Genomic DNA, 22,949 nt, shown 5'->3' on the forward strand with positions numbered 1-22,949 from the left:
ATGCCGCTCTGCGGGCCCGCCTGGTGCTGTGGACGGCCGAGGGGCGGCGACGCAAGGACATCGCCGAACTCGCAGGAGTCGCACCGAATACGGTGGACCGCGCCAAGGCCCGTTACCTCGTGGGCGGGATTGCCCAACTGGCTTCCCGGAAACCCGGCGGCGGACGCGATCAGGTCCCCGCGACCACTCGGGCCCGGGTGATCGCATTGACGAAGACAACCCCGCCGACGGAATCGGGGCTGTCCCACTGGTCCACGCGGACGCTGGTCAATCACATGAAGCGGCGCGAGGGCATCTCGGTGTCCTGGCACTACGTCGCCCGCATCTGGCGGGAGGAGAACCTCAAGCCGCACCGGAACGGCACCTTCAAGATCTCGAAGGACCCCGCATTCGCGGACAAGGTCGCCGATGTCGTCGGCCTGTACCTGGCCCCGCCCGGCGGCGCGGTGGTGCTGTCCATTGACGAGAAGACGCAGATACAGGCGCTGGACCGAACCCAGCCGGTACTGCCGGTCACCTTCGGCGCGGGCGAGAAGCGCACCCACGACTACGTACGGCACGGCACCACCAATCTGTTCGCCGCCCTCAATGTCCATACCGGTGAGGTGACCGGCGAGTGCAGGCCGAGCCGGAACGGGGCAAGCTTCCTCGCCTTCCTGAAGAAGGCGACCAAGCCGCACGCCGGCAAGGAGATCCATGTCGTCCTGGACAACCTGTCCACGCACACCACGCCGGAGGTGAAGGCATGGCTGGAGAAGAACCCCCACATCCGCTTCCACTTCACTCCCATCGGTTCCTCATGGTTGAACCAGATCGAGATCTGGTTCGGGATCCTGACTCGGCAGTCCATTCGCCGGGGCACGTTCTCCAGCGTCAACGTCCTGGTCAAGCAGATCCGCGACTACATCAACTCCTGGAACGAGGACGCGAATCCCTTCACCTGGACCGCGTCCGCCGAAGAGATCCTCGCGAAGGTCCGCGTCGTCCAGACCAACATGAAGAAACTCGTTAATAACAACTCAAACTGACACGATCAGGATCACGAGACACTAGCTACCGCTGATCGTGTCGATCTCCTCTGCGCGTTCGTCAAGTGGCACGGTCTACGCATCCTAGAAAAATCCCTAACGTCTGCGCGCGAGCGCGGTATCCCGATCCGTGTCCTCACGACGACCTACATTGGCGCTACCGAACGGCGGGCACTAGACCGCCTAGTGCAAGACTTCGGCGCCGAGGTAAAGGTCAACTACGAACTCCGCTCCACTCGGCTGCACGCCAAGGCATGGCTTTTCCGGCGCTCCAGCGGTTTCGACACGGCATACGTCGGCAGCTCCAACCTATCCAAGGCGGCGCTCCTCGACGGACTCGAATGGAACGTCCGTCTGTCTTCGATCGCGACACCATCAGTGATCCGCAAGTTCGAAGCGACCTTCGATGCCTATTGGAGTGATCCTGCGTTCGAGCCGTACGACCCTGACAAGGACGCGCAGCGACTCGACGACGCCTTGTCGCATGCAGGCAGCAGCACCCGCCCTGGGGACCGAAGCATCACGTTGTCCGGCCTTGAAGTTCGCCCGTACCCGCACCAGCGGGACATGCTGGAACGGCTCCAAGTCGAGCGCACTGTGCATGACCGGCACCAGAACCTCCTTGTCGCCGCCACTGGGACCGGTAAGACCGTTATGGCGGCCCTGGATTACAATCACCTACGCCAAACGCTCGGCCGTGATCCTCGTCTACTCTTCGTGGCTCATCGCAAGGAGATCCTTGAGCAGTCCTTGCGCGTCTATCAGAACGTCCTCGTCGATGCGAACTTCGGTGAGTTGCTCTTCGCTGACGAGAACCCCGACCGCTGGACCCATGTGTTCGCCAGCGTCCAGTCACTCACTTCGCAAGCACTAGGAAGATTCTCCCCAGATCAATTCGACGTGATCGTGATCGACGAGTTCCATCACGGCACGTCACCTACGTACCGCAAGATCTTGGACCATTTCAGGCCACACGAGCTCCTTGGTCTCACGGCTACTCCGGAGCGCATGGATGGACTGAACATTCAAGATGAGTTCTTCGACGGGCGGATCGCCGCCGAAATGCGGCTATGGGAAGCTCTGGAGAACGAACTCCTCAGCCCATTTCACTACTTTGGGATCACAGATAACACGGACATGAGCGCCATCGCATGGAAACGTGGCGCCTACGATTCGACAGCCTTGAGTAATCTCTTCACTGGCAATGAAGCCCGCGCACGACTCGTCGCGCAGGCAGTGAAGGACAAGGTCACAGACCCAGGCTCTATGAAGGCCCTAGGGTTTTGCGTATCCGTCGCACACGCCCACTTCATGGCTGACTTCTTCCGACGAGCAGGACTCAACGCGGTTGCACTCTCTGGCGACACCTCACGTCAAGAACGCAAGGCCGCACTCGATGACTTGCGTACCGGACATCTACAAGTCATCTTTTCCGTCGACCTCTTCAACGAGGGCCTCGATATTCCCGACGTTGACACCTTGCTCCTCCTCCGCCCGACCTCCAGCGCCACAGTCTTCTTGCAGCAGTTGGGCCGCGGGCTGCGGCGTACAGAAGACAAGGCAGTCCTTACCGTCCTGGACTTCATCGGTCAGCACCGTAAGGAGTTTCGCTTCGAGGAGCAGTTCCGCGCCCTGACCAACCTGACTCGCAACCGCCTGCTCAGCAATGTCGAGCAGGATTTCCCACGCCTACCTTCCGGCTGTCAGATCATCCTTGAGTCGAAGGCCAAGGAGCTGATCATTGACAACATCCGTGCACAGATCGCGGTCAACGTAGCGCAGTTGGCGCGAGAGGTGGCTGCTTACGCGGAGCCGCGACTTGCGGACTTCCTTCGGGATAGCGGCCGGGAGCTCAAGGAGCTGTACCGCGGCAACGGAAATTCTTGGACTGGCCTGTTGCGCCGGGCCAAGCTTCTAGACCCGACAGGCCCTGAGGGCGAGTTGGCTCTCCTGAAACGGGTACCGGCGTTCCTTCATGTAGACGACCCACTGCGCGTTGCTGCCTACAGCAAGCTCCTAGCCGATGACGCTCCTGCCTACGAAGATCTCAGCGAGCAGGAGCAAGGGTACGCTCGCATGTTCTTCTTCTCTCTCTGGCCACTAGGAGGGGAATACCTGAGCTACCAAGCAGGCTTGGACACGCTCCGCCCCCAGCGAGCGTTCCGCGACGAGCTTCGTCAGGTACTCGTTCACGTCCTGGAGCAAGCTGACCACGTGCCGATCCCGCTTCTCGGGATGCACGCCAGCATCCCGCTGACCGTGCATGCTTCGTACAGCCGCGAGGAGATCCTCCCTGCGCTGGGTCAGGCTGCCGTAGACGGCTTCAAACCCGGCCACTTTCGCGAGGGCGTGAAGTGGTGCGAGAGCATCCAGGCCGACGCTCTGTTCGTCACTCTGGAGAAGGATGAGAAAGACTTCTCACCCGAAACCCGATACAAGGACTACGCCCTCAATGACTCCTTGTTTCACTGGGAGTCACAGAACCAGACCTCGGAGAGCTCTCCCACAGGTCTCCGCTACCAGGAACACAGCGAAAAGGGCACCAGTGTGCTTCTCTTCGTTCGCCGCTACAAAAAGACGGACATCGGTGGACCCCAGCCCTGGATGCTATTGGGTACCGCTGAATATATTGAGCACTCGGGTAGCAAGCCCATGGGAATCACATGGAAGCTCACCCAGCAGATGCCAGCTGACGTATGGACCTACTCAGCGGTCGCGACAGCTTAGACCTGAATGCAGAAAAGCAGATAAAGGAAAGGACCCTGCCGAGGATCCTACTTCCACTCGGAGTCACTAGAGAGGGGTTCGAAACCACCTGCCTTAACGCAACAGAGAGCTAGGCAACTGCGCGAGGGGAAATCGCGCACACTAGTGCCAGTGGCAAGATGCAGGTTCAAATTAACCCACGGTCGGAGCTAAGCACTGTTCAACAGACACTCACTTGGTTCAAGCATGTTGACAAAGTCTTGAATAGCAAGTAAGCGCCTGTCAGGTTCTGGCGCGTCAGCCGCCCAGAGCCGGGCGGCTGACGCTCTGATCTTAGATTCCGCAGCCGCTCTTTACTCCAGCCACAAATTCCCCCCACGCAGCAGACGGGAAAACGACGGCTCCACGGTTGCGGTCCTTGGAGTCACCCACCGCGACACCTCCGTCCGGCACCGCCTGGAACTCGACACACTGGCCTTGGGTGTCGCCACTGTAGGACGACTTGATCCATGCTTCGGTCGGGAGATCGTGCCGCATCATCGTGAGCCTCTTACTCGTTATCAAGATCCCGCGCAACGCGTGAGATCACATCCATGGACTGTCGCGAAGATAGAGCGGCTGCACGTAGCTGGTCAAAGGCACTGCGGTAGTTCTCTACAGCCCCAGTCTCTTCGAGGTACAGGCCGCCATCGAGATTGTCGAGGCCGACCACGTCCAGCTCCATCGGGTCCGGGTACGAGTACACGGTGAACGGACCATCCATGCCTACGTAGGCGCCCTGCGCGTACGGGATCACTTGTACTGCGATGCCAGGGCGGTCAGACGCCTCGACGAGGTTCCGTAGCTGTGCAGCGGTCACGGCAGGGCCTCCTACCTGACGATGAAGCACCGACTCGTCCAGTATGCAGAGGTACTGAGGCGCATCATCTCGATCAAAGATCGCCTGCCGAGCAAGACGAAGATCGACGAGCGTCCGCACCTCCTCGTCGGTCATCCGCTTGCTCCCCGTACCTCGGATGACTGCCTCGGCGTACGCATCGATCTGAAGCAAGCCGGGAACCACGACACTTTGGTAGGCGTAGATCCGGACGGCGTCAGACTCCAGCGTGAGCCGCTCCTGGAAGTCCGGCTTGAGCTTGTCCGAGTGCTGCGACCACCAGCCCTTCTGCTTGCTCTGCCGCTGAAGGGCAAGCAGCGCCTCCCTCATAGGCAGATCGACCTGGTACATGTCGAGGAGAGTCTTCAGCTCCAGGGGCCGCAGCCCCTGCCTGCCGTTCTCGATACGACTCATCTTCGTCTTGTCGCCGTCGATGGTCTCGCCGGCCTGCTGAAGGCTGACGCCGGACTCCTCCCGGAGTCGGCGCAGTTCAGACCCCAGCCTCTTCTTTCGCACCTTCGGTTCCGGATGTGCCACCCGTCATTCCCTTCCTTCGCCGCGGACCAGTGTGCCGCATGAGGCTGATCAGACCTCGTCATATGCCTGTTGAGCTTTCCAACTCTCACGAAATCTCAACGTTGAGCTTACTCATGTTGCGCCCAGTCGTCGTTTGGGTGCAGTCTGTTGAGCGACGGCAGCAGCCAGCTGACCTGAACTGAGCGGCTATAGGCGCTTGGTGACGGGTCGCAACCCGCTGCGCCGCGACGTCGCATGGGTGGCCCGCAAGTGGGTCCGCCGCCTATGCGTGGACATCCAATGCGCTACGCGCCTGGGCACAGGAGGTCGTGATGACTCACCCCCCGATCAACAGTCCGCAAGAGGTGGCTGGCAATACGACGACTGAAAGGCCGCCTCTGGAAGTGATCCACGCAGAGCTCGCTGTACGCCGAGTCCTGGCATTCAAGTTGGGCACGACCACCCGCTCGGCACTGAACGAGGCCGCTTCTTCGCTGCGCGAGTTGATCATCGCCTTTGCGGTCGAAATCTTCGCCGTGGAAGCAGATATGTCCTTCGCCGACCGTAGCTTCCGGCTCGAAGCGATCCACCTCGTTGACAACCCGCCATGTCCGACCGCCTTGTCCCACGAGGTCTACGCCTACGTCCGTGCTCAGGCACACGTGCTGCGGAAGCTCATTGTCATGATGCAGCAGCCAACAGAGCACTCGCATATGTCGGTTGCGACTCGCCCTCCGCTCCCCGTTCGGCCTCGGCCTACCCACAAGGCGGCTACGGCCGAGCGCGCTGAGCCGTGCGCGGTACCTAGCGGACTCGCTCCGTCCCTTCCGAAGGCTGACGCCCATGAGTGAACGCGCCCGCCAGATCGCCTACGTCGTCTGCCTTGCCGCTATCGGCTCGTCGATCGTCGCGGCGGTGTGGTTCGAGCGATGACGCCGTTGGCGTAGGCGCAAACAGGCCCACCACGTAGGGGCCGCAGACTCCTGCCCGGCTGTCTCCATGGACGGTCGGCAGCCGGGCGGGGCCAGGAGCACGACGGTGCGGAGACCGTATCTCCGCGACATCAGCACCGAAGGGACTCTCCCACTCGGTCATCTTGGTTCTTGCGTAGCCGATCGTGGATCCGGCATCTGCGTCAGCCTGTCCGGTCAGTCCCGAGATATCAACGACAAGGGGTCGACCTCCCTCCACTCCGTTGAGCCTGTTGTCCGTGAATGTGAACTCGGTGCCGACGACACTTCCCGACAAGGGGTTGGCGTAGTCAAGCTCTCCCGCCTTGGTCGCCGTCGCACACTCTTCTTCCATGATGTTGAGTTTCCTCACCATCAAGTTGAGCGACTCATCGATCTCTGGCCCCGCATTAGCTCCAGCGGTATGCACTTCACGCCAAGCGGCAACAAGGCCAAGCTGCTTCAGGATTCTCGTCATGGCTGCTTGAGGGACGTCTTCAGCCGGATCTATTCCTCGCACCATGCGCGTGTACGCTGTCAGGATTGCTACTTTGTTGGCAGCGGCATACGTTACGGCGGCTTGCCTCCATTCGGCAGTGGCGTTTTCGCCGGTGGAAGGCGCCATGAAGCGCTGGACCACCGCTCCCTCGGAATGTGCGGCCGTGGCGGAGGGAGCGTCGTGCCCGGCTGGGGTCGGCCCGGCTGCTGGGCGGGACAGCGCCCGCGTAGCGTTGGCTTCGGCTTCGCGTTCGAAGCGGTCGGAGGGGTCGGAGACCTTCAGTCCTGTGCCGTTGTCGGTTCCGGGCCGTTGTCGGTTCCGGCGACGGGGCCTCGGCGTTGCTGGATGACGTGGGTGAGTTCGTGGGCGAGGGTGTGCCTGTCACCTCCGCCGGCGCCGATGACGACATGGTGGCCGGAGGTGTAGGCGCGGGCGCCGACCTCGGCAGCCGATGCCTTGGCTGCGGCGTCGTTGTGGATGCGGACGTCGGAGAAGTCCGCGCCGAGCCGGGCTTCCATGTCGGTGCGGGTGGCGCTGTCCATCGGCCGGCCGGCCGCGCGCAGGACGTCCGGGACGGCCGAGCGCTGCACAGGGGGCTGTTCGGTCCGCTGGTGACCGCAGCCGTCGCCCTGACTGTGCTGGTCCTGGGCAGGCAGGTGACCGGCGGTCTGCAGCATCTGGACGACAGCCGCATTGCCGATCGTGCTCTGCCTGGCAAGGAGCCCGGTGACCGGTTATTCCGCCTGCGGCCGCAGCCGCGCGGGCCGGGGCACGCTTGTGCTCCTCGTTGGACTTTCCGGGACCATCCTGACTGCGCATGGGAGCCTCTTCATCGCTAAGAACGTGACTCTTCCTGCATATACGGGGCACGGCTCCGGTTCCAGGTACTAGAGGGCACAGTTGAGTGGCCGGACGGGCGCCGGTAGCCGCGGTGTGGAGACCGGAACCTGATTCCCCTGGTCATTCGTCTTGTGAGGCGGGAAGCGGGAAGCGGACCGAGCGGGCGGGAAGACATGGCGGAGCGGGCAGGACCTGGGGGGGCATCGATGGCGACGCCGGTTGCGCCGGGCGCGGGAGGCGGCCGACGGGGGCGGGGGGTCGCCGCGCTCGCCGTGGTCGTGGCCGGGGTGCTGGCGTTCCATCGGGTCGTGCCCAACCGGCCGGGAAGGGTCGGGAGTCTGCTGGAGTCCTTCCTGCCCTGGGCCGGAGTCCTCGTCGTCGTGCTGTTGATCGGCGTCCTGGTCCGGCGGTCCGCCGTCGCGCTGGTGGCCCTGCTGCTGCCCGTGGGGGTCTGGGTGCACCTCTTCGGCGGGCTGTTGCTGCCCGCCGAAGAGGCCGGCGGGCAGGAGCTCGTCGTCGTGCAGCACAACGTCAGTGATGAGAACCGTGATCCGGCGGGTACCGCACGTGCCCTGATCGAGGCCGGGGCCGACCTCGTCGCGCTGGAGGAGCTGGTGGTCCCGCAGCTGGCGGTGTACGAGAAGGCTCTCGCCCCGGACTATCCGCACCACGTCGTCCGGGGCACGGTCGGGCTCTGGTCCAAGTACCCGCTCAGTGGCGAGTGGTTGGTGGACATCAAGCCCCCGGCCATCGCGGACGGGTGGAGTCGCGGGGTGCGTGCCGTGGTCCACTCGCCGTACGGGGAGGTCGCGGCGTACGTCGCCCATCTGCCCTCCGTCCGGGTCGGGGCGGGTGGGCTCGCTTCCGCCTCGCGGGACGAGAGCGCCGAGCTGCTGGGGCGCGCCCTCGACGGCGAGCCGGTCGATACGGTGATTCTGCTCGGGGACCTCAACGGGGCCGTGGAGGACCGGGGGCTGAGCCCTCTCACCTCACGGTTGGACGTCGCCGAGCGCGGGTTCGCCTTCAGCTTCCCGGCCGCCTTCCCGCTGGTGCGGATCGATCAGGTCATGGCCCGCTCAGCCACCGTGGGCCACATCCGCACCCTGCCCGTCACCGGCAGCGACCATCTGCCCGTCGTCGCCCGCGTCGCCCTGGGATGAGTGCGCGGCCCGGAGCGCGTCGGCCTTCCGTACCGCCGCCACGCGTTGCCGCCAGGTCATGTCCTCGGGGAAGTCGTACGTGTCCGTGTCGACCATCCAGCTCGCGTACGCCGCCGCCCGGCGGCAGTCCACGCACTCCGTCTCGCCGCCCAGCGGACGGAAGAGGTGTTCCTCGCCCGGGCCCGCGCAGGCGATCAGCTCCCTGACGGGCGGCGCGGGAGGCGGTGCCGGAAGCGGGGTCACCGGGCATTTCCGGATCAGGCGATGGCGCAGGAAGCCGACCGCCGAACGCACCCCGCTCTCGGGAGGGTCGGCCAGGAGCGCCTGCCGCAGGTCCCCTTCCGGCAGGCCGCCCTCCAGCCACTTCACGGCCTCCACCGCCAGCGCACGGGCCTCCCGGACCCCCAGCAGCAGGTCGCGGCGGGTGTGGCGCAGGGACAGCAGCAGCCGTTCGGCCTTGGCCAGTTGGCTGGCGGGGTGGGGGGCCGGGGCCGCTTCGAGGGGGTCGGGTTCCGGGACCGCCACCCGCTTCTGCGGTCGTTCCGCTCCGGAGGGTGGGTGGGGAGTGGTCTTTTCACTGTGGTCTTCCTCCGGTTCATAGCCACCGGCCGTCCGGGGGGTCGGCCCGCCGACCGTCGGATACCGCGTACTCGGCGGCGGAGGAGCGGCCACGAACTCCGGCGGACGGCCGCCGTCCGGCTCCAGTGCCGCTCGTACGATCCTCGCCTCCGCGCTCGTCAGCGGCGTGTTCGTGAACAGCTGGTCCGTCCGCCAGCGGCCGCCGTCGCCCTGGGACCGCCACTCGTGGACGTAACCGTGCTCCACCAGTTGCTTCTTGGCCCGTTGGTACGGGAGGCCCTTCATGTCCAGCTTCCGTGCCAGTTCACTGAGGGGGCGGTCGGTGGCGGTGGCGGGCAGGCCCTGGACGTACAGGAGGAGGACCTTCGCATCGCTGTTCATCCGCCGGTCGCGTACGAGTGTGTGCGGGGCCTTGGTCCAGCCCGCAGGGGGCGCGATAACATGACGCAGCATTTCTAGTGGCTCCTACCACTGGGAGTGTGAGGCCCTCGGGTGGGTGTTGACGCACCTCCGGGGGCCGCCCTTTGCGCATGCGTGCGCACAGAGCGTGATGTCCTCGTCACCGTATCGCACCGTTCCGGCCCATCGCCACATCGAAGATCTGTTCGCCCATTGCCCCCAACCAGACCGCCGTCGTGCGTCGTTGAACACCGCCGGCAGACGCTGACCGCACGCGCCCGGGGCGCGTCAGCCGCCCGTCAGCGCGCCCACCGCGTCGACCAGGCCTTCCCAGGTCTGGCGGGTGTCGGCCGTGTCCGGGTGCGGAGCGCCGAAGACCTCCAGCGCGGCCGTGATGTCGTCCAGGGCCCAGCGGAGTTCGTAGTACGCGAGCAGGGCGGGGTCCGGGTGGTGGCCGGTGAGTTCGGCGTAGCGGGACAGGTCCGCCGGATCGTCGGTGGCCAGCCAGAGGTCACGCTCGGGCGGTGCGAGGGCGACGGTGTCCCAGTCGGTCAGGAAGGTTCGCCCGCCGGGATCCAGGACGTTGCCGGGATGGGATTCGCCGTGGGTGACCACGATGGCGGCGGTCGACGCGGCGGACGTGAGCCGTGCCGTACCGCTGTCGAAGTGCTCCAACGTGGCACGTAGCGCCGCGCCGTTGGCGGCGAGCAGGGCGTCGCACCTTTGCGCGTACGGGCCCGACTCCGCCCGGAAGCGCGGCGGACCGGCCAGCGCCACATCGAGCAACGGGCGGTCCGGCAGGGCCGGGTGGTGGGCCGGTGCCCCCAAGGGAGGTCTCGTGCCGTGCAGTTGGGCCAGCCGCTCCACCAGTGCGCGGCGCGCCCAGGAGTCCAGCACCTGGCCGAAGCGGCCGGCCGGCGCGTCCACGTACGGGAAGACGCTCACGGCGTACCGGCCGGTGAGGCGGAGCAGAGTCTCGCCCGTCCCGGTGCGCAGCGGGGCCACCAACACCGTTCCCCCGTGCTGGGCGTTGAGCTCGGAGCCCAGTGTGGCCGCCGTGTAGATGGCGCGGCTCAGGCCCGTCCAGGCCGTGGCCGTGTCAGGTCCGCAGTACGGCTTGTGCGCCAGGTCCGCGACCGTGACGAAGGTCCGCCGGCCGTCGGCCCCGGCTGCGACCCAGTGGTGGTCCCCGAAGCCCACCGGAGCGTGGGTGAGCACGACGTCCTCGATGTCCCAGGCCCCGAGGACGGAGGCCAGCGCGGCCTCGTCGATGTCGGACGGACGGTCCCCCATGCGGGACACCGTAGCGGCCTTCCGCGCCTCCACACCACACCTTCTCCACTGGCTTCTCCCCGCCCTCTCCCGCCCCCCCCTGCACGCTTTGTACACGCTCTCATCACAATTCCGCTTCGCTTCCCGCCTGGCCCTGATGTGCGCCCGGGTGCACTGCGAACATCGGCTGCTCCACCGCACAGCGTTCGGCCTTGGGGGCGACACATGCAGACGAGGAAGCAGTCACGGCGGCCGAGGCGCGAGGTCCTCCGGATACGGGTGTCGGCCGGAGCGGGCGCGCTCGCCCTGATCCTGACGGGGTGCGGGGACGACAGCGGCAGCACGGACGGCCGGGGCGGGAAGGCCGGTCCGTCGTCCTCCGTGGAACGGACGCTGGCGCTCATGGACGACGAGCAGGGCGTGGACGCGGACAACAGCCTGGACGTGGACGTTCTCGACAACGACTCCGTCACCCTGGAGAGCGGGGTCGGGGCGGGACTGCTCGCCGCCTACGACCCCGCCGAGCTGGCCCTGAGCATCGACGCCGAGCCGGACCACGGGACCGCCACGCTGTCCGGGGTCACGGTCACCTACACCGCCAGGGACGGGTACGCCGGTGAGGACGAGTTCACCTACCGGGTCCTCGTGAAGGGCACCGACGTCCCCGCCGCCACGGCCGTCGTCCGCATCACCGTCTCCGCGCCCGACTCCTAACCGGCCCCGGCCTCCGCCTCGAAGCCCGCGCCGACGGCGAAGGCGAAGGCGAAGGCGAAGGCGAAGGCGACGTACTACGAGAACTGAGACGCCGCGCGCGTCCGGGCCTGGGATCCCGGCTACGGACGCGGCACCTCGACCGCGCCGGGGACGGCATCGGCTGCGAGTGAGCGTCGCGCGAGCACCGGGTCACGGCCGGACCGCTCCGACGCGAGGCCGAGGTCGAGGCCGGGGCCGCCGGGCCCGGGTCGACGGGCCGGCCCCCGCCGGTCCGGGGGTCAGCGGTAGTCGTCGGGGTGGTCCTGCATCCAGGTGTTGATGCCGTCACGGGTGCCGACGATCGCGGAGAAGTACTTCTCCAGATGCACCTCGGACCGGTCGTCGCCCAGCTTGTCGAACAGGACCTTCATGTCGGCGAGCGGCTGCTTGAAGTGGCCGGGGCCCTTGTCGTCCGCCCGCATCGCCTCGTCCAGCTCGGTGAGTTCCCGGGTGACCCGGCCGAGGAATTAGGCGCAGTCGCCCGCACCGGGGGTGCACGTGTCGTCGAGCGTCGCCTGGAGCGTCGCGAAGGCGTCACGGACCCGGGCGGGGGCGGGTGAGGGGACGGCGGTGTCCTCCGCCTCGCCGGCCTCCCGCTCGGCCCGGTCCGCGTTCTCGGCGTTCTCGCCGCCCTCGGCGCTCCGGGCCAGGTCCGCAGCCGCGTCCGCCGACCTGCTCGGGACGTCCGCGCCGGGGCCGCCGCCGCTCGACGCCTGGGTGCAGGACACCAGTGCGGCGGCCACGACCACGGCGAGTGCGGCCGAGCGCAGCCCGGCCCGGACCGGATGGTGCGCGTCGGTACCGGCACCTGTGACGGTGGTCGTGCGGGCAGCGTTACGGAACGTCATGAGGCCCCCCTCGTACGAAGGGTCCAGACCATACACCGGCCCTGCACCGGTCCTCCGCCGGCCTGCACCGGTCCTCCGCCAGCCCTCCGCCAGCCCTCCGCCGGGGCTCCGCCGGGGCTCACGCCAGGAAGGCCGCCATCTCCCCGTACACCGCGGCCGGGTTGTCCAGGTGGGCGTCGTGGCCCGCGCCCGGGATGACGCCGATCCGCGTCGCGGGGTGCCGGGCCCTCATCCGGTCCGCCTCGTCCGGCTTCATCGCACCGTTCTCGCCCCGCACCACCAGCACCGGGCAGCGCACCCGGTCCCAGTCGTCCCAGTGGTGCCGCTGCGCGTTCTCCTGGACGGTGGCCACCATCACGTCCCGGTCGACGCGGGGGTACAGACCGCCGGGGCCCGGTGCGAGACCGGCCGCCCAGGCGCGGCCCGCCGGCCCGCCGCCGAAGAACGCCTCGGCCGCCTCCGCGTCCGGAAACGGCACCGGCCAGGAGTCGAGCCAGCCGCCTATCTGTTCCGGTAGCTCCGGACTCGGGCCCGCCGGGCCCGCCTCGATCAGGACCAGCGCACGGCACGCCTCCGGGTGGGTCGCCGCCGTCAGCAGCGCGGTGAGGCCGCCCATCGACTGGCCGACCAGCACCGTGTCCGCCCCGGCCAGACCGAACCGGCTCGCGACGGCGAGGACGTCGCGGACGTGCGCCACCCGCGTCACGTCCCCGGGGCGGCGGGTGCTCGCCCCGCTGCCCCGGGCGTCGAAGGCGACCACCCGGTGCGTGGGCGCGAACCTGGCCGCCAGCGCCTCCCACTCGCCGCAGTGGCCTGCCAGCCCGTGCAGCAGGAGCAGGGGCGGGCCGTCGCCGCCGTGGTCGGTGCAGAAGAGGCGTACGGGACCGGCCCCGCCCGCTGCTCCTCCGCCGTCCTCGACCGTCACCGTGGTCGTGACCGCTGCCACCCGGAACCCCCGTCTCCCCGTCGCTTCCCCGCACTGCCGTCCCGCCCGGCGGCACCGTCGCCCCGAACGCTAGCCTCGGGCTTGAAGAGCCAACCACAGGTATACCGACGGCTTACAGGAAACGATGGTGACGACGATGGCGAAGGTTCCGGCAGCGGCAGTGGCGGCGGGCGGGCTCATCGGGGGCTACGGCGTCGCCCGGTGGACCCGGAAGCGACCGCTCGGCGGCGTCGCGCTCGCCGCCGCCGGTTCCCTCGCCGCGTACGAGTGGAACCGCCAGGCCGGGCCGCGTGCCGCCGCCGGACTGACGGTCGCCTACGTCGCAGCCTTCGCCGGATCGCACCCGCTCGCCAAGAAGGTCGGCGCCTGGCCCGCCGTGTTCGCCGTCGCGGGCGGGGTGGCCGCCGCGTCCTGGGCCGTCACCCGCCGGGCTGCCTGAGGGCGCCGATCCGTTCACGCGGGCCCGATCCGTTCTCGCGGGCCCCGGGCCCGGCGTACGCCGGGGCGAGTCGGCACGCCCCGCCCCGGCCCGCCCGGAAAAGAATCCGGCGCGGGCGTGAACACCCGCCGCGCCCCGCCCGTACTACCGGGCAACTCCCCCGCGTGAGCCGGGTGCGTACCCGTACGACAGGACGGTTACGCACCCGGAGCGGCGCCGAGGAGCCCGCCTCCCGGCCGGCGGGGGCACGCCGACGGGGCACGCCGCCCGGCGCGTACGTGCGACTCAGCCGCTCAGCGCGTGCGACACCGTGTAGATCGCCAGGCCCGCCAGCGCGCCGACCACCGTGCCGTTGATCCGGATGAACTGGAGGTCGCGGCCGATGTGCGCCTCGATCTTCTTCGAGGTCTGGTCCGCGTCCCAGCTCGCGACCGTCTCGCTGATCAGCGAGGTGATCTCCGCGCGGTACGTCGTCACGACGTACACCGCCGCGTCCTCCAGCCAGCCGTCCAGCTTGCCCTGGAGCCGCTCGTCGCTCGCCAGCCGCGCTCCCAGCGACATCAGCGAGGCGCGTGCCCGCAGCCGCAGTTCGCTGCGCTCGTCCTCCGCCGCCGAGAGGATCATCGTGCGGACGGAGGACCAGGCCGAGGCGATGACGTCCTGGACCTCGCCGCGGCCCAGGATCTCCGACTTCAGCCGCTCCACGCGGGCCCGGGTGTCGGCGTCGCTCTGGAGGTCGGCCGCGAAGTCGTTCAGGAACGTGTCGATGGAGCCGCGCGCCGGGTGCTCCGGCATGTCCCGCATCTCCGTGACGAACCGCAGCAGTTCCTTGTAGACCCGCTCCCCCACCCGCTTGTCCACGAACCGCGGGGTCCAGCCGGGGGCCCCGCCCTGCACCGCGTTCATCACCGAGTCGCCGTGCTCCACCAGCCAGTCGTGCGCCCGTACGCAGACGAGGTCGACGACCTTGCGGTGGCCGCCGTCCGTGACGACCTTCTCCAGCATCTTGCCGAGGCTCGGGCCGACCTCCGCCGCGTCCGCGCGCCGGGTGATGGCCTCGCCGACCACCGCCTGCACGTCGGAGTCCCGGAGGACCGTCAGCGCACCGCGCAGGGCCGTCGCCAGCTCGGCGGTGACCCGGTCGGCGTGGGCCGGCTCCGCGAGCCACACTCCGAGCCTCCGGCCGACCCCCAGACCGTGAATCCGGTCACGAATGACGTCTCCGGAGAGAAAGTTCTCTCCGACGAAGGAACCGAGGGACTGTCCCAACTGATCCTTCTTGTTCGGGATGATGGCTGTATGCGGAATCGGCAGGCCGAGCGGGCGCCGGAAGAGCGCCGTGACGGCGAACCAGTCCGCCAGCGCACCCACCATCCCCGCCTCGGCAGCCGCCGCGACGTAGCCCGGCCAGCCCCCCACACCTGAGTTCTTCGCCCAGGTGGCCAGGACGTAGACGACCGCGACGAGCAGAAGGAGGCCGGTGGCCGTGAGTTTCATGCGCCGTACGCCGCGCTGCTTCTCCTCGTCGGCGGCGGTGTACGCGAACGAGGCCAGCGGGCCCGCGGCGCGCGGCGGCATCCCGGATCCCCCGGGGATCCGCTCCGCTCCCGGGCCCTGCCCCGGCTCCGGCCCCGCTCCCGGCCCGGGGCCGGCCTCCAGCTCCACCGTCCGCTCCGAGGGTTCCCGCGACGGCTCCTGCGACTGCTCCGACTTCCGCACCGCGTCCCCGCCCCCGTCCTCGTCCTGCCCCTGCTCGCCGGATCCGGTCCGTTCCATCCGCTCCACCCGTCCGCGTACGCCTCGCCCCCGTGACGTACGCATTGTCCCTACCTCCCCTACTCCCGGGCCGCACGTCGAGTTCCCGACGGCCTGTCGCATCATGGGACCAGCACGATCATCACAAGGAGAACCACCGCACATGCCCAGGCGCCAGGGGTATGCCCTGCTCATCGCCCTGATGGCGGGCACCGCCGTGCTCGCCACCGCCCTCGCCTTCGGCACGACGCTGCTCTCCGGCCCCCGGTCGGCACCGCTCCCGCCCGCCGAGACCCAGGCGGCCGCCCGTAACCCGGTCGACCCCGCCGCCTCGGGCGGACGGGTCATCAGCGACCCGGTCGTGGTGCCCGTCGCCCCCGACTCCGACCTCCAGGTCAGCTTCCGCACCCCGCAGGCGGGCGGACCCGTCACCTACCACCCCCGCACCCACCAGACCTCGTACCTGATCGACGAACGCGGCACCTGGAGCACCACCCACTGGCGCTATCTGACCGCCGTGGACGTCCGCAGCGAGCAGGCGCTCGGCGCGGTCGTCGCCTTCGGGGACTCCCTGACCGCGGGCAGCGGCTCCACCACCGACGCCAACGCCCGCTGGCCCGACGTCCTCGCCGACCGGCTGGGCGGCCGGTACGGAGTCGCCAACGCGGGCATCTCGGGCAACCGGGTCGCGGGCATCGGCCGCGGCACCGGAGGCCCGTCGGGCACCGACCGGCTCGACCGCGACGCCCTGTCGGTCGCCGGAGCCCGGACCGTCGTCGTGGCGCTCGGCATCAACGACCTGCAGCAGTCCCCCCAGGAAACCGACCCCCAGCGCATCGTGGACGGCCTGCGCGCCCTCACCGACCGGGCGCACGCCCGCGGACTCACGGTCGTCGGCGCGACGCTGACCCCGTTCGAGGGCTTCCGCACCTGGACGCCCGAGCGCGACGCCGTACGGCATGCGGTCAACGAGCAGATCCGGGCGGGCACGGTCTTCGACACGTACGTCGACTTCGACGCGGCGGTACGCGACCCCGCCGCGCCGAACCGGATCCTCGCCCCGTACGACTCCGGCGACCACCTGCACCTCAACGACGACGGGTACCGCGCGCTCGGCGACCGGCTGGACCTGACGTCCCTGGACCGGGCCCGCACGCCCCGTTCCGACGCGCTGTGAGGAGGCTGAGGAGGCACACGTACGTACCGGCGAGGGCAGGAGGCCGCGCCCCGCACCGCCCCGGCCCGGCCCCTCGGAGTTCCTCGCGGCCGGCCCCTCAGAGCTCCTTGCGGCCGCCGGCCGCCCCGCTGTCCGGGCCCTCCAGCCCGCGCCGGCGGCGCGCCTCCAGCTCCGCCTCCTTCGCCTCCTTCCCCTCCTTCAGCCGACGGCGCTCCGCCTTCGTCCGCTTGCGGTCCACACCGACGCCGCCCATCAGGGCGAAGCCGGTGATCCGCACGTAAGGGGCGTCCGGGGCCGGCTCGCCCTCCTCGTTGGAGCCCTCCCCGAAGCCGCCCATGATGCCGATACCTCTGACATCGACGTTCAGTTCCGGCGGCGCGGTCACATGGATGCCGCCCATGATGGTGACGCAGCGGATGACGGTCTCGCGTCCCTCGAAGTTCGCCTCGCGCAGATCGATCTCACCGCCGCCCCACATCGCGAACGCGGTGAACATCCGGCCCACCGTCCAGCGGCCCTTCCGGTTGAAGCCGCCCCACAGGGCGAACGCCCCCTTCGAGGTGGCGTTGCCGCCGATCCTCGCGGGCCAGTTCGCGGCGGAGCCCCGCAGCGGGGCGGGCGCGGACGAGCCCACCGGAGCGACCGCCGATCCCGGTGCCGGAAGATCCTGGACGAGCGGCTCCAACTCCCCGTGCGTACGGGCCTTGTAAGTCGTTTCGAGGCGCTGGTCGAACTCGTCCATATCCAGTCGGCCCTCGGCCACGGCCTCGCGCAGCAGTTCCGCGATCCGCTCACGCTCGGCATCGGAGGCACGCATTTCAGGACGTTCACTTGTCATACCGCGCAGCCTATTGAACGCAGCCGTTCCCGGCACAGACCTGCAGGCCCACGACCTGCGCGCGCCGCCCCGGGAGGGTCCCGGGGAGAGGGCCCGCCGCGCCTGTCACGCCCGTCACGGCGCGGACTCGTACATCCTCGCGATCACGTCCTCGATGTCCGGCTCCCGCACCGACAGGTCGACCAGCGGGTAGTCCGCGGCGATCCGCGCCACCAGCGGGGCCGCCGAAGCGGCGGCGGGGAACTCCAGCCACTGGCGCGGGCCCTCCACCTTCACCGCCCGCACGGCCGGTCCCCCTTCCGCCCCCCGCGGCTCCAGCACGATCGGAGGGAGTTCGCTCTCCAGGTCCACCACCAGCATGCGCCGGCTCTCCCCCACCTCGTGGAGGCCCGCCGGCGAACCGTCGTACATCAGACGGCCGTGGTCGATCACCATCACCCGACCGCACAGCTGCTCGATGTCGGTGAGGTCGTGCGTCGTCAGCAGGACCGTCGTCCCGAGCTCGGCGTTCAACTCCTTCAGGAACTGCCGCACCTTGGCCTTGGAGATCACATCCAGACCGATCGTCGGCTCGTCCAGGTACAGCACCTCCGGATCGTGCAGCAGCGCCGCCGCGATGTCGCCGCGCATCCGCTGCCCCAGCGAGAGCTGCCGTACGGGGACGTCCAACAGGTCGCCCAGGTCGAGGAGTTCGGTGCAGCGGTCCAGGTTCTCCCGGTAACGCCGGTCGGGGATGCGGTACATGCGGTGCATCAGCCGGTACGAGTCGCGCAGCGGCAGGTCCCACCAGAGCGTCGTCCGCTGGCCGAAGACCACGCCGATACGGTGCGCCAGGCGCGTACGTTCGCGCGAAGGATCGATGCCCGCGACGCGCAGCCGGCCGCCGCTCGGAGTGAGGATGCCCGTCAGCATCTTGATCGTCGTCGACTTCCCGGCCCCGTTCGGTCCGATGTAGCCGACCATCTCGCCCCGAGCGACCCGGAAGCTGATCCCGTCCACCGCCCGCACCTCGCGGCGCACGCGGCGCAGCAGGCCGGTCCGGCGGCGGACCTGGAAGACCTTCTCGACGCCGTCGAGGGAGATGAAGCCGCCGTCGCCCATGCCCGTATCCTCCTGCGTAAACCCATCCGACATGTCCGACTCCCGTTTCCTCAACTGCCCGTGCTCCGGTACGTCCGCAGCCCCGCCCGCCACGCGAGGCCCGCCGCCGCCCAGCAGGCTGCCGCCACCAGCGGCGGCAGGAACGCCACCCACTGCGGAAGGCCGACCGGATACTCCCGGCCGAGCACGTACAGCGCGGGAAGCCAGCTGACGAAGGCCAGCGGCACCACGAACGTCACCCCGCGCACGAGGTCCTTCGCGAAGATCGTGGGCGGGTACTGGAGCAGCGTCGTCCCGCCGTACGTGAAGGAGTTCTGCACCTCCGAGGCGTCCTGCGCCACGAACTGGAACGCCGCCCCCGCGATGAAGACCGCCCCGAAGATCGCCGCCCCGCTCACCACCATCATCGGCAGCATCAGCACCTTCAACGGCGTCCACGCGATGTCCAGCGAGACGAGCGCGTAGCCGAGCACCAGCAGCCCCTGCGTGATCCGCCCCAGCCGGCGCAGCGCGAACCGGTCCGCCGCGACCTGCGCCAGCACCGGCACCGGCCGCACCAGCAGGGTGTCGAGTGTCCCGTCCCGGATCCGGCGGCCCACCCGGTCCATCGAACCCAGCAGCAGGTCGCTCAGCCCGAACGCGGTGGCCGACACCCCGTACAGCAGGGCGATCTCCGGCAGCGAGTAGCCGCCCAGCGCGTCGACGTGCGAGAACATCAGCAGGATCGTCACGAAGTCGAAGGCCGTCACCGCGAGGTTCCCGAACGCCGTCATGGCGAACGAGGCCCGGTACGCCATCGTCGAGCGCACCCACATCGCCATGATCAGCCCGTACGCCCGGACGCCCTCCAGCAGCCGGGGCCGCTCCTCGAACGCGAAACCACCCGGTTCCGGGGCCTGTTCCCCGCCGGTCCGCACCACCAACGTGTCAGCCACCCTGCACCACCACCCTCCTGGTCGCCGCCGTCTGCAACAGCCGGCCCGCCAGCAGCAGCGCCACCGCCCAGCCGCCCTGGAACGCGTACGCCTCCACCAGCCCCCACCCCGTGTGCTTGCCGAGGAACACATCGGCCGGGACCTGGAGCAGCGAGGACCACGGCAGTGCCCGCGCCACCTCGCCGAGCAGCCCGGGGAACAGATTGAGCGGCAGCAGCATCCCGGAGAAGAACAGCCCGGCCAGCGACACGATCTGCATCGCGCCCGCCCCGTCCATCAGCCAGAACGTCGACAGCGCGACCAGATAGCGCACCGCGAAACTCACCACCACGCCAAGGAACACCGAGACGAAGAAGGCCGGCCAGGTCCACAGCGAGGTGGGGATCGCCAGATCGAAGGCGAGCGCCCCCACGAGCATCGGTACGATCCCCCGGCCCAGCAGATGGAACGCCGCCCGGCCCAGGTCCCCCGCCAGCCACCACAGCTGGAGATCGGCGGGACGGTACAGATCGACGGCGATGTCACCCGTCCGGATCCGCTCCGTCAGCTCGTCCTCGAAACCGCCGCCCATCATGGCGCAGGCCATCAGCAGAGCCTGCCCGAGCCAGACGTAGGTCAGCGCCTGGGACGTGTCGTAGCCGCCGAGCTGCGGACGCGCGTCCCACAGGGCGGTGTAGGTGTACGCCATGATGAAACCGAAGACCGTGTTGGTGAACACCCCCGCGGCCGTAGCCGTCCGGTAGGTGGCATAGCGCCGGAACGCACCCCCCGCCACCACCGCATAGAGCCGCACGCCGTCCCCTCTCCCCCGCCTCCACCGGCTCCCGACACCAAAGCGCACGAGCTTAGTGCACACGTGACGGCCACCGCGAACGCATTAGAGGGCGACCGGAAGAAGGAACGAACCGGAGAGAACCATAGGTTTACCGGCAAAACGGGCACTATGGGAGAACTGACCACGCCCGAGGAGCCCCACGGACATGAGCGACGAGTCACAGCACTGGGCCCCCCGCGACCCCTCGGGCGCGGCGGCCGAACCCGGCGGCGACCGGGGGGAACCACCCGGGAAGAACGGGAAGAACGGGAAGAAGCAGCGGGCCCGGCGCACCGGGTGGCGGCGCGCCATCCCCACCTGGCGGATGACCCTGGGCACCGTGCTGGGCCTGGGCCTCCTCCTCATCGGCGGGTTCTTCGCCGGATACCAGTTCGTCGACATCCCCGCCGCCAACACCGCGGCCACCGCCCAGTCCAACGTCTACCTCTACAACGACGGCAGCGTCATCGCCCGTGACGGCGACGTGAACCGCCAGAAGGTCAGGCTCTCCCAGGTCCCGGTGTCCGTCCAGCACGCGGTGCTGGCCGCCGAGGACCGGGACTTCTACTCCGAACACGCCGTGGACGTGAAGGCGATGGTCCGGGCCGGCTGGAACACCGTCACCGGCAAGGGCAAACAGGGCGGCTCGACGATCACCCAGCAGTACGTGAAGAACTACTACCTCGGCCAGGAACGGACCGTCCTGCGCAAGGCCAAGGAGTTCTTCATCGCGGTCAAGCTCAACCGTGAGGAGACCAAGGACCAGATCTTGGAGGGGTACCTCAACACCAGCTACTTCGGGCGCAACGCCTACGGAATCCAGGCCGCCGCCCAGGCGTACTACAGCAAGAACGTCGAGGACCTCACCACCTCCGAGGGCGCGTACCTCGCCTCCCTCCTCAACGCCCCCAGCGCCTACGACGTCGCCGCCCGACCCGACAACAAACCCGCCGCCCTGCACCGCTGGAACTACGTTCTGGACGGCATGGTCAAGGAGGACTGGCTCGACGCCGCCGAACGGGCGACGACACAGTTCCCCACCCCCGGCGAAGCCAAACCGTCGACCGGGCTCTCCGGCCAGCGCGGCTACATCGTGAAGGCCGTCGAGGACTACCTGGACCGGCGCGGCATCCTCGACGAGAAGACCCTCGCCACCGGCGGCTACCGCATCACCACCACGCTCGACAAGGCCAAGCAGAACGCCTTCGTCAAGGCCGTCGACACCAACGTGACGGCCAGGACCAGCGCCGACCGCGAGGCCGACCGCAACGTCCGCGTCGGCGGGGCCTCGATCGTCCCCGACACCGGCGAGGTCGTCGCCCTGTACGGCGGCATCGACTACACGAAGCAGTACGTCAGCAACGTGACCCGCCGCGACTACCAGGTCGGCTCCGTCTTCAAACCGTTCGTCCTCACCTCCGCCCTCGTCAACGACTCCACCACGCAGGACGGCCGGCGCATCACGCCCAACACCGTCTACGACGGCACCGACAAACGCATGGTCGTCGGCCCACAGGGCCCCACCGGCTACGCCCCCGCCAACGAGGACGACGTCGACTACGGCGACATCACCGTGCGGACCGCCACCGACAAGTCCGTCAACTCCGTCTACGCACAGATGGCCCAGGACGTCGGCCCCCAGAAGGTCCGGGACACCGCGGTCGCCCTCGGCATCCCCACCGACACCCCCGACCTCACCGCCTCCCCCTCCATCGCGCTCGGCCCCGCCAACGCCAGCGTCCTGGACATGGCCGAGGCGTACGCCACCCTCGCCGACCACGGCCGGCACGGCCGTCACGTCCTCGTCGGCACGATCACCAAGGACGGTACGGAGGTCGAGCTGCCCGAGCGCACGACCGACCAGGCCGTCAGCCGCGAGGCCGCCGACACCACCACCGCCGTGCTGCGCAGCGTCGTGGAGGGCGGCACCGGCACGGCGGCCCAGGCGGTGGGCCGCCCCGCCGTGGGCAAGACCGGCACCGCGGAGGAGGACCGGGCCGCCTGGTTCGCCGGATACACCCCGGACCTCGTGACCGTCGTCGCCGTAATGGGCCAGAACCCGGACACCGGCGCCCAGACCCCGCTGTACGGAGCCCTCGGCCTGCCCCGCGTCAACGGCGGCGGCGCCCCCGCCGAGACCTGGGCCGCCTATACGGAAGCGGCGCTGCGCTCCTCCCCGGCCAAGGAGTTCGACCTGGAGACGGCCCCGGGCTCCGACGAGGAGGACGAACCCCTGGTCGACGAGAACCCCGACGGGAGCACGGACCCGTCCTCCTCGTCCGGCCCCACCACCACACCCACCGACGGAACGACCGACGGGACGGACGCCGGCGGCGGGGGAACAACCGGAACAAGCGGAGACACCGGTGCCACCGGCGGCTCAGGAGAAACAGGGAGCACCGGAGACACCGGCGGAGGAGACGAAAGCGGAGGGGGCGAAAGCGGAGGGGGCGACGGGGGCTTCACCGAGGGTGCCCGCGGCCCCGGCTTCCCCGGCGACCGACCGGTGTGACCGAC

Annotated in this window: 16 protein-coding genes and 3 pseudogenes; 7 read left to right on the forward strand and 12 right to left on the reverse strand. The window is 68.9% G+C overall.

Annotation, left to right across the window (positions count from 1 at the left end; translation table 11 throughout):
* Together B9S58_RS14265 and B9S58_RS14270 are read left to right on the forward strand one after the other, a co-directional pair.
* A partial coding sequence (locus tag B9S58_RS14265; protein ID WP_103532483.1) for an IS630 family transposase occupies positions 1 to 1,028 on the forward strand: 1,028 nt, incomplete at its 5' end.
* Between the two features lie 21 nt (positions 1,029 to 1,049).
* A pseudogene (locus tag B9S58_RS14270) lies at positions 1,050 to 3,755 on the forward strand (DUF3427 domain-containing protein); the annotation flags it as partial.
* 312 nt (positions 3,756 to 4,067) lie between these two features.
* Here the strand turns inward: B9S58_RS14270 and B9S58_RS14275 are convergent.
* The 3 genes and pseudogenes from B9S58_RS14275 to B9S58_RS14295 all read right to left on the reverse strand — a co-directional run.
* The gene (locus tag B9S58_RS14275) at positions 4,068 to 4,274 is read right to left on the reverse strand and encodes a DUF397 domain-containing protein (protein WP_103532484.1); all 207 of its coding nucleotides are present in this window, start codon (positions 4,272 to 4,274) and stop codon (positions 4,068 to 4,070) included.
* Positions 4,275 to 4,284: 10 nt separating this feature from the next.
* The gene (locus B9S58_RS14280) at positions 4,285 to 5,148 is read right to left on the reverse strand and encodes a helix-turn-helix transcriptional regulator (protein WP_103532485.1); all 864 of its coding nucleotides are present in this window, start codon (positions 5,146 to 5,148) and stop codon (positions 4,285 to 4,287) included.
* A gap of 1,557 nt (positions 5,149 to 6,705) precedes the next feature.
* Positions 6,706 to 7,395 (reverse strand): annotated as a pseudogene (locus B9S58_RS14295) (DUF4157 domain-containing protein); the annotation flags it as partial.
* Positions 7,396 to 7,622: 227 nt separating this feature from the next.
* Between B9S58_RS14295 and B9S58_RS14300 the strand changes: the two are divergent.
* On the forward strand, positions 7,623 to 8,576 hold the full coding sequence (locus tag B9S58_RS14300) for an endonuclease/exonuclease/phosphatase family protein (protein WP_103532487.1): 954 nt from the start codon (positions 7,623 to 7,625) through the stop codon (positions 8,574 to 8,576).
* On the opposite strand, the gene B9S58_RS14305 is transcribed toward B9S58_RS14300, so the two are convergent.
* Both B9S58_RS14305 and B9S58_RS14310 read right to left on the reverse strand, forming a co-directional pair.
* A complete protein-coding gene (locus tag B9S58_RS14305; RefSeq protein WP_181009309.1) occupies positions 8,493 to 9,608 on the reverse strand; it encodes a hypothetical protein in 1,116 nt (371 codons plus the stop codon). The genes B9S58_RS14300 and B9S58_RS14305 overlap by 84 nt on opposite strands.
* A 234-nt stretch (positions 9,609 to 9,842) precedes the next feature.
* Positions 9,843 to 10,847 carry a phosphotransferase gene (locus B9S58_RS14310; protein WP_103532488.1) on the reverse strand — a complete coding sequence of 335 codons (1,005 nt, stop codon included), beginning with the start codon at positions 10,845 to 10,847 and terminating at the stop codon, positions 9,843 to 9,845.
* Positions 10,848 to 11,051: 204 nt separating this feature from the next.
* Here B9S58_RS14310 and B9S58_RS14315 point away from each other — a divergent pair, with 204 nt between their 5' ends.
* Positions 11,052 to 11,540: an Ig-like domain-containing protein gene (locus tag B9S58_RS14315; RefSeq protein WP_103532489.1), complete on the forward strand. Its 489-nt coding sequence runs from the start codon at positions 11,052 to 11,054 to the stop codon at positions 11,538 to 11,540.
* Between the two features lie 278 nt (positions 11,541 to 11,818).
* On the opposite strand, the pseudogene B9S58_RS14320 reads toward B9S58_RS14315, so the two are convergent.
* Together B9S58_RS14320 and B9S58_RS14325 are read right to left on the reverse strand one after the other, a co-directional pair.
* Positions 11,819 to 12,328, reverse strand: a pseudogene (locus B9S58_RS14320) (hypothetical protein).
* A 217-nt stretch (positions 12,329 to 12,545) separates the two neighbouring features.
* A complete protein-coding gene (locus B9S58_RS14325) occupies positions 12,546 to 13,373 on the reverse strand; it encodes an alpha/beta fold hydrolase (protein ID WP_103532490.1) in 828 nt (275 codons plus the stop codon).
* Between the two features lie 136 nt (positions 13,374 to 13,509).
* On the opposite strand from B9S58_RS14325, the gene B9S58_RS14330 reads away from it, so the two are divergent.
* Positions 13,510 to 13,812, forward strand: a complete 303-nt coding sequence (locus tag B9S58_RS14330; protein WP_103532523.1) for a hypothetical protein — start codon at positions 13,510 to 13,512, stop codon at positions 13,810 to 13,812.
* Between the two features lie 285 nt (positions 13,813 to 14,097).
* Here the strand turns inward: B9S58_RS14330 and B9S58_RS14335 are convergent, their stop codons facing one another.
* The gene (locus B9S58_RS14335; protein ID WP_374935676.1) at positions 14,098 to 15,588 is read right to left on the reverse strand and encodes a DUF445 domain-containing protein; all 1,491 of its coding nucleotides are present in this window, start codon (positions 15,586 to 15,588) and stop codon (positions 14,098 to 14,100) included.
* A 142-nt stretch (positions 15,589 to 15,730) separates the two neighbouring features.
* Between B9S58_RS14335 and B9S58_RS14340 the strand changes: the two genes are divergently transcribed.
* A complete protein-coding gene (locus tag B9S58_RS14340; protein WP_103532492.1) occupies positions 15,731 to 16,744 on the forward strand; it encodes an SGNH/GDSL hydrolase family protein in 1,014 nt (337 codons plus the stop codon).
* A 97-nt stretch (positions 16,745 to 16,841) separates the two neighbouring features.
* Here B9S58_RS14340 and B9S58_RS14345 read toward each other — a convergent pair whose 3' ends face one another.
* From B9S58_RS14345 to B9S58_RS14360, 4 genes are all read right to left on the reverse strand, one after another.
* The gene (locus B9S58_RS14345) at positions 16,842 to 17,561 is read right to left on the reverse strand and encodes a DUF1707 domain-containing protein (protein WP_103532493.1); all 720 of its coding nucleotides are present in this window, start codon (positions 17,559 to 17,561) and stop codon (positions 16,842 to 16,844) included.
* A gap of 135 nt (positions 17,562 to 17,696) precedes the next feature.
* Complete coding sequence (locus B9S58_RS14350; protein WP_258044499.1) at positions 17,697 to 18,716, reverse strand: ATP-binding cassette domain-containing protein; 1,020 nt, start codon at positions 18,714 to 18,716, stop codon at positions 17,697 to 17,699.
* Between the two features lie 17 nt (positions 18,717 to 18,733).
* A complete protein-coding gene (locus tag B9S58_RS14355) occupies positions 18,734 to 19,618 on the reverse strand; it encodes an ABC transporter permease (RefSeq protein ID WP_103532495.1) in 885 nt (294 codons plus the stop codon).
* Positions 19,611 to 20,411: an ABC-2 family transporter protein gene (locus B9S58_RS14360; protein ID WP_103532496.1), complete on the reverse strand. Its 801-nt coding sequence runs from the start codon at positions 20,409 to 20,411 to the stop codon at positions 19,611 to 19,613. The genes B9S58_RS14355 and B9S58_RS14360 overlap by 8 nt, the downstream gene beginning before the upstream one ends.
* A gap of 187 nt (positions 20,412 to 20,598) precedes the next feature.
* Between B9S58_RS14360 and B9S58_RS14365 the strand changes: the two genes are divergently transcribed.
* On the forward strand, positions 20,599 to 22,944 hold the full coding sequence (locus tag B9S58_RS14365) for a transglycosylase domain-containing protein (protein ID WP_103532497.1): 2,346 nt from the start codon (positions 20,599 to 20,601) through the stop codon (positions 22,942 to 22,944).
* Positions 22,945 to 22,949 lie beyond the last annotated feature (5 nt).

The sequence above is a fragment of the Streptomyces sp. SM11 genome (genome assembly GCF_002910905.1).
Classification (GTDB): Bacteria; Actinomycetota; Actinomycetes; order Streptomycetales; family Streptomycetaceae; genus Streptomyces.